This window comes from Streptomyces sporangiiformans (assembly GCF_005768555.2).
In the GTDB taxonomy this organism is placed as follows: Bacteria; Actinomycetota; Actinomycetes; order Streptomycetales; family Streptomycetaceae; genus Streptomyces; species Streptomyces sporangiiformans.
On record NZ_VCHX02000054.1, the window covers coordinates 1 to 5,393 of the forward strand.

The window sequence follows — 5,393 nt, forward strand, 5'->3', positions numbered from 1 at the left end:
TGGTCGGCGGGGGCGGTGGAGTTGCTGTCCGAGGCCCATGCGTGGCCGGAGACGGACCGTCCTCGTCGTGCGGGTGTGTCGTCCTTCGGCGTCAGCGGCACCAACGCACACCTCATCCTCGAACAGGCACCGCCGCTTCCCGCCCCTGAGCCGGAGGAGACGGTCACCCCGGCACCGGTTGACGGGGTGGTGGTGCCGTGGGTGTTGTCGGCGAAGTCGGAGGCCGCGCTGAGGGTACAGGCGCAGCGGCTGCGGTCGGGGCTGGCCGAGGACTGCTCGGCGGTTGATGTGGCGTTCTCGCTGGCGACGACGCGTGCGGCTTTGGAGCATCGCGCGGTGGTGGTTGGTTCCGAGCGCGCGGAGTTGTTGCGAGGGCTGGGCGCTGTCGCGGAAGGTGCCTCGGCCACGGGTGTGGTGCGGGGTGTGGCCCGGGACGATTCGGGGCAGTTGGCGGTGTTGTTCTCGGGGCAGGGGTCTCAACGGGCGGGTATGGGCCGGGAGTTGTATGAGGCATACCCGGTGTTCGCCGATGCGTTGGATGCGGTGTGTGCCGTCTTCGACGGGGTGCTGGAGCGGCCGCTGCGTGAGGTGATGTTCGAGGGCGGGGAGTTGCTGGATCAGACCGGGTTCACGCAGCCGGGTCTGTTCGCTCTTGAGGTGGCGCTGTACCGGCTGGCGGAGAGCTGGGGTGTGCGCCCGGACTATGTGACCGGGCATTCGATCGGTGAGCTGGCGGCCGCCCATGTGGCCGGGGTGCTGTCCCTGGATGACGCGGTCACGTTGGTGGCGGCCCGTGGACGCCTGATGCAGGCGCTGCCCGCTGGTGGTGCGATGCTGGCGATCGGTGCGGACGAGGTGACGGTGGCTCCGTATCTGGAGGGCCGCGAGTCCGAAGTGTCGCTGGCGGCGGTGAATGGTCCGTCGTCGGTGGTGATCGCCGGTGACGCGGACGTGGTGGCCGAGCTGGGCGCGCGGTTCGCTGAACTGGGTTGCAAGCCCAAGCAGTTGCGGGTCAGTCATGCGTTCCATTCGCCGCACATGGACGCGATGCTGGACGACTTCCGCCGTATCGCCGAGTCGCTGACGTATGAGCGGCCGTCGATTCCGGTGGTGTCGAATGTGACCGGCCAGGCTGAGGCGGATGTGGCGTCGGCGGAGTACTGGGTGCGTCATGTCCGTGCGGCGGTGCGTTTCGGTGACGGTGTGCGCTGGCTGGAGGACCAGGGCGTGTCCGTGTTCCTGGAGCTGGGCCCGGACGGTGTCCTGTCCGGGATGGCGCAGGAATCCCTGACCGGGGACGCGCAGTTGATCGCGGCCCTGCGCAAGGACCGACCCGAACCGGAAGCCCTCGTCACCGCCCTCGGCCGCCTGCACGCCGCAGGCGTCGCACCGAACTGGTCGGCGTTCTTCACCGGCACCGGCGCTCGCCGCATCCCCCTGCCGACCTACCCCTTCCAGCACCGCCACTACTGGTTGGAGCCGGCCGCCCCGCCCGCCGAAGCAGGCGGCGGCAAGGCAGTGGACGCGGAGTTCTGGTCGGCGGTGGAGCGGCTGGACGCTGACGCGCTGGCCGGGACGCTGGCGGTCGAGGAGGACGCGGTGCGGGCGGTGCTGCCCGCGCTGGCGGGCTGGCACGGGCGGCAGCGGGAGCAGTCCGTGGTGGACGACTGGCGTTACCGGGTGGAGTGGAAGCCGCTGACGCGGCAGGCCGAGGGTCCGCTCACCGGGACCTNGCGGCAGGCCGAGGGTCCGCTCACCGGGACCTGGCTCATCGTGACCTCCCCCGGTGACACGGCAGAGCAGCCGTACTGGGCCGAGGTGGCCACCGCGCTGGAGGACCGTGCGGGTACTGTTCTGCGGCTCGACCTCACCGGCGCCGAGCTGGACCGGGAGCGGATCGCCGTACGCCTCGCTGAGGTTGTCGGCGAGCTGGGCGAGGCGGACGTGACGGGTGTGATCTCCCTGCTGGCCGCGGAAGACCGTCCGCACGCCGAGCACACGATCGTTCCCACCGGGGTGTCGCACACTCTTCTGCTCACCCAGGCCCTGGGCGACGCGGGCGTCGCGGCCCCGCTGTGGCTGCTCACCCGGGGGGCGGTCTCGGTCGGCCGTGCCGATCGTCTGACCAGCTCCGCCCAGGCGCAGGTCTGGGGTCTCGGCCGGGTCGTCGCCTTGGAGCACCCGGAGCGCTGGGGAGGGCTCGTCGACCTGCCCGAGACGCTGGACGAGCGGGCGCGTGTCCGGCTCGTCGGTGTGCTGGCCGGGACGGAGACGGAGCACGAGGACCAGCTCGCGATCCGCTCGTCCGGAGTCTTCGGCCGTCGTCTCGTCCGCGCGCCGCTGCGGGACACCGCGCCCGGCAGGTGGGAGCCGCGGGGCACCGTGCTCATCACCGGTGGTACGGGTGCGTTGGGTGCGCATGTCGCCCGGTGGGCGGCGGCCAACGGCGCCGAGCACCTCGTACTGACGAGCCGTCGCGGCCCGCAGGCTCCCGGCGCCGCCGACCTCGAGGCCGAGCTGACCGGGCTTGGCGTCCGGGTCACCGTCGCCGCCTGTGACATCGCCGACCGCGACGCGGTGACGACCCTGGTCAAGCGGCTCGACGCCGACAGCGACCCGGTCCGGGCGGTCGTGCACGCGGCCGGTGTCGGCCAGGGCACCCCGCTGGCGGGCATGGACCTGGCGGAGTTCGCCGACGTCGTCGCGGCGAAGGCGGCGGGCGCCGTCCACCTCGACGAGGCGCTGTCCGGAAGCGACCTGGACGCGTTCGTGCTGTTCTCGTCGATCGCCGGCACGTGGGGCAGTGGTCTGCAGGGCGCGTACGCGGCGGGCAACGCCTTCCTCGACGCCCTCGCCGAGCAGCGCCGGGGCCGCGGCCTCACGGCCACCTCGGTGGCGTGGGGACCCTGGGCCGAGGGCGGCATGGCCGACGGCGAGGCCGCCGAGCACCTGCTCCGTCGCGGTCTGCGGGTGATGGCGCCGGACCTCGCCGTCACCGCGCTCGCGCAGGCCGCCGGGCACGGCGAAGCCACGGTCGTACTGGCGGACGTCGACTGGGCGCGGTTCGTGCCCGGGTTCACCGTCGCCCGCCCGCGCCCCCTCATCACCGGCGTGCCCGAGGTGCCCGCCCTCCTCGAAGCAGCGCGGAGGGACGAGGACGGGGGCGACGGCGACGCGACGGCGTCGGAGTTCAGCCGGCGGCTCGCGGGCCTCGGCGAGACCGAGCGGGAGCGCGCCGTGCTCGACCTGATCCGCACCGAGTCCTCTGCCGTACTCGGCCTGGCGGGACCGCACGAGGTGGAGGCGTCACGACCGTTCAGCGAGATCGGCTTCGACTCGCTGACCGCCGTCGAGGTCCGCAACCGCCTGAACGCGGCCACCGGGCTCCGGCTGCCGACGACGATGGTGTTCGACCACCCGAGCCCCGCGGTGCTCGCCGGACACCTCCTCGCGGAACTCGTGCCGCACACGGGTGCGGACCGGGCCTCGATTCTCGCCGAGCTCGACCGACTTGAGGCCGCCGTGGCGACGGTGCAAGCGGAGACGGACGAGCACACCCGAGTCCGCGTGACCCAGAGGCTGCAACTGCTCCTGGCGAAGTGGACGGGGGCGGGTACGGAGCCGGACGCGCAGGAGCCGTCGGCAGCCGAACGCCTCGACTCCGCGACGCCCGAGGACGTATTCGACTTCATCGACAACGAACTCGGACTCTCCTGAACACCGCGCGCCGACACGAGCTCGGCCTCTCCTGAGCGCTGCCGAGCACCACAACCGTTAAGCACTAGACCGGTGGGGACTTCCATGGCCGACAACGACAAGCTCTTCGACTACCTCAAGCGGGTCACCGCCGATCTTCAGAAGACCCGTCAACGCCTCGCAGAAGTGCAGAACGCGGAGCAGGAGCCGATCGCAATCGTCGGCATGAGCTGCCGGTTCCCCGGCGGGGTCGCGTCACCGGAACAGTTGTGGCAGCTGGTCTCCGACGGCCGGGACGCGATGACGCCGTACCCCGAGGACCGCGGCTGGGGCCTCGGGCCCGCCGCCGGAAAGGACGAAGGCGCGGGTCCCGTCGGCGGATTCGTCCACGACGCGGGGGAGTTCGACGCCGAATTCTTCGAGATCAGTCCGCGCGAGGCGCTCGCCATGGACCCGCAGCAGCGGCTGCTGCTCGAAGCCGCCTGGGAGGGACTGGAACGGACCGGCATCGACCCCTCGTCCCTGCGCGGCACCGCCACCGGCGTGTTCGCCGGCGCCTCCTCGTCCGCGTACGGACTCGGCCTCGGCGAACTGCCGGAGGGCGTCGAGGGCTACCTCATGACCGGCAGCTCCACCAGCGTGATCTCCGGCCGGGTCGCCTACGCACTCGGCCTCGAAGGCCCGGCCGTGACGGTGGACACCGCCTGCTCCTCCTCACTCGTCGCCCTGCACCTCGCCGTGCAGGCGCTGCGTCAGGGCGAGTGCTCGATGGCGCTGGCGGGCGGCGTCACGGTGATGGTGCTGCCGGGCGTGTTCTCCGAGTTCAGCCGCCAGGGCGGGCTGGCGGGTGACGGCCGCTGCAAGGCGTTCGCCGAGTCCGCCGACGGCACGGGCTGGGCGGAGGGCGTCGGCCTGCTCGTGCTGGAGAAGCTGTCCGACGCGCGCCGCAACGGGCACGAGGTCCTCGCGGTCGTACGCGGGTCCGCCGTCAACCAGGACGGCGCGTCCAACGGCCTGACCGCGCCCAACGGCCCCGCGCAGCAGCGCGTCATCCGCGATGCCCTCGCAAGCGCCCGCCTTTCCCCGGCCGATGTGGACGCGGTAGAGGCGCACGGCACCGGCACCAGGTTGGGTGACCCGATCGAGGCGCAGGCGTTGCTCGCCACGTACGGGCAGGCCCGGGAGGCCGACCGTCCGCTGTGGCTCGGCTCGGTGAAGTCCAACATCGGGCACAGCCAGGCGGCGGCCGGTGTGTCCGGTGTCATCAAGATGGTCATGGCCCTCCGCCACGGCCTGCTGCCCAAGACCCTGCACGTCGACGAACCGACCTCCCAGGTCGACTGGTCGGCAGGGGCGGTCGAGCTGCTGACCGAACCCCAGCCGTGGCCGGAAACGGGCCGTGCGCGCCGCGCGGGTGTGTCGTCGTTCGGGGTGAGCGGCACCAACGCCCACCTCATCCTCGAACAGGCACCGCCGGTTCCTGCCCCTGAGCCGGAGACGGTCACCCCGGCACCGGTTGACGGTCGTGTGCTGCCGTGGGTGTTGTCGGCGAAGTCGGAGGCCGCGCTCACGGCACAGGCGGTGCGGCTGCGGTCGGCGCTCGCTGACGACTGCTCGCCGCTTGACGTGGGGTTCTCTCTGGCGACGACGCGTGCGGCTTTGGAGCATCGCGCGGTTGTCGTGGGGGAGGACCGGGC

Annotated in this window: 3 protein-coding genes; all 3 read left to right on the top strand. The window is 72.2% G+C overall.

Annotated elements, in window-relative coordinates:
• Positions 1 to 1,732, top strand: a 1,732-nt coding sequence (locus FGD71_RS47890; protein WP_219925783.1) for an acyltransferase domain-containing protein, incomplete at both ends; no start/stop codon positions are given.
• 650 nt (positions 1,733 to 2,382) lie between these two features.
• Positions 2,383 to 3,717, top strand: a complete 1,335-nt coding sequence (locus FGD71_RS50060; RefSeq protein WP_425329660.1) for a beta-ketoacyl reductase — start codon at positions 2,383 to 2,385, stop codon at positions 3,715 to 3,717.
• Positions 3,718 to 3,801: 84 nt separating this feature from the next.
• A partial coding sequence (locus tag FGD71_RS04915; protein WP_181359122.1) for a type I polyketide synthase occupies positions 3,802 to 5,393 on the top strand: 1,592 nt, incomplete at its 3' end.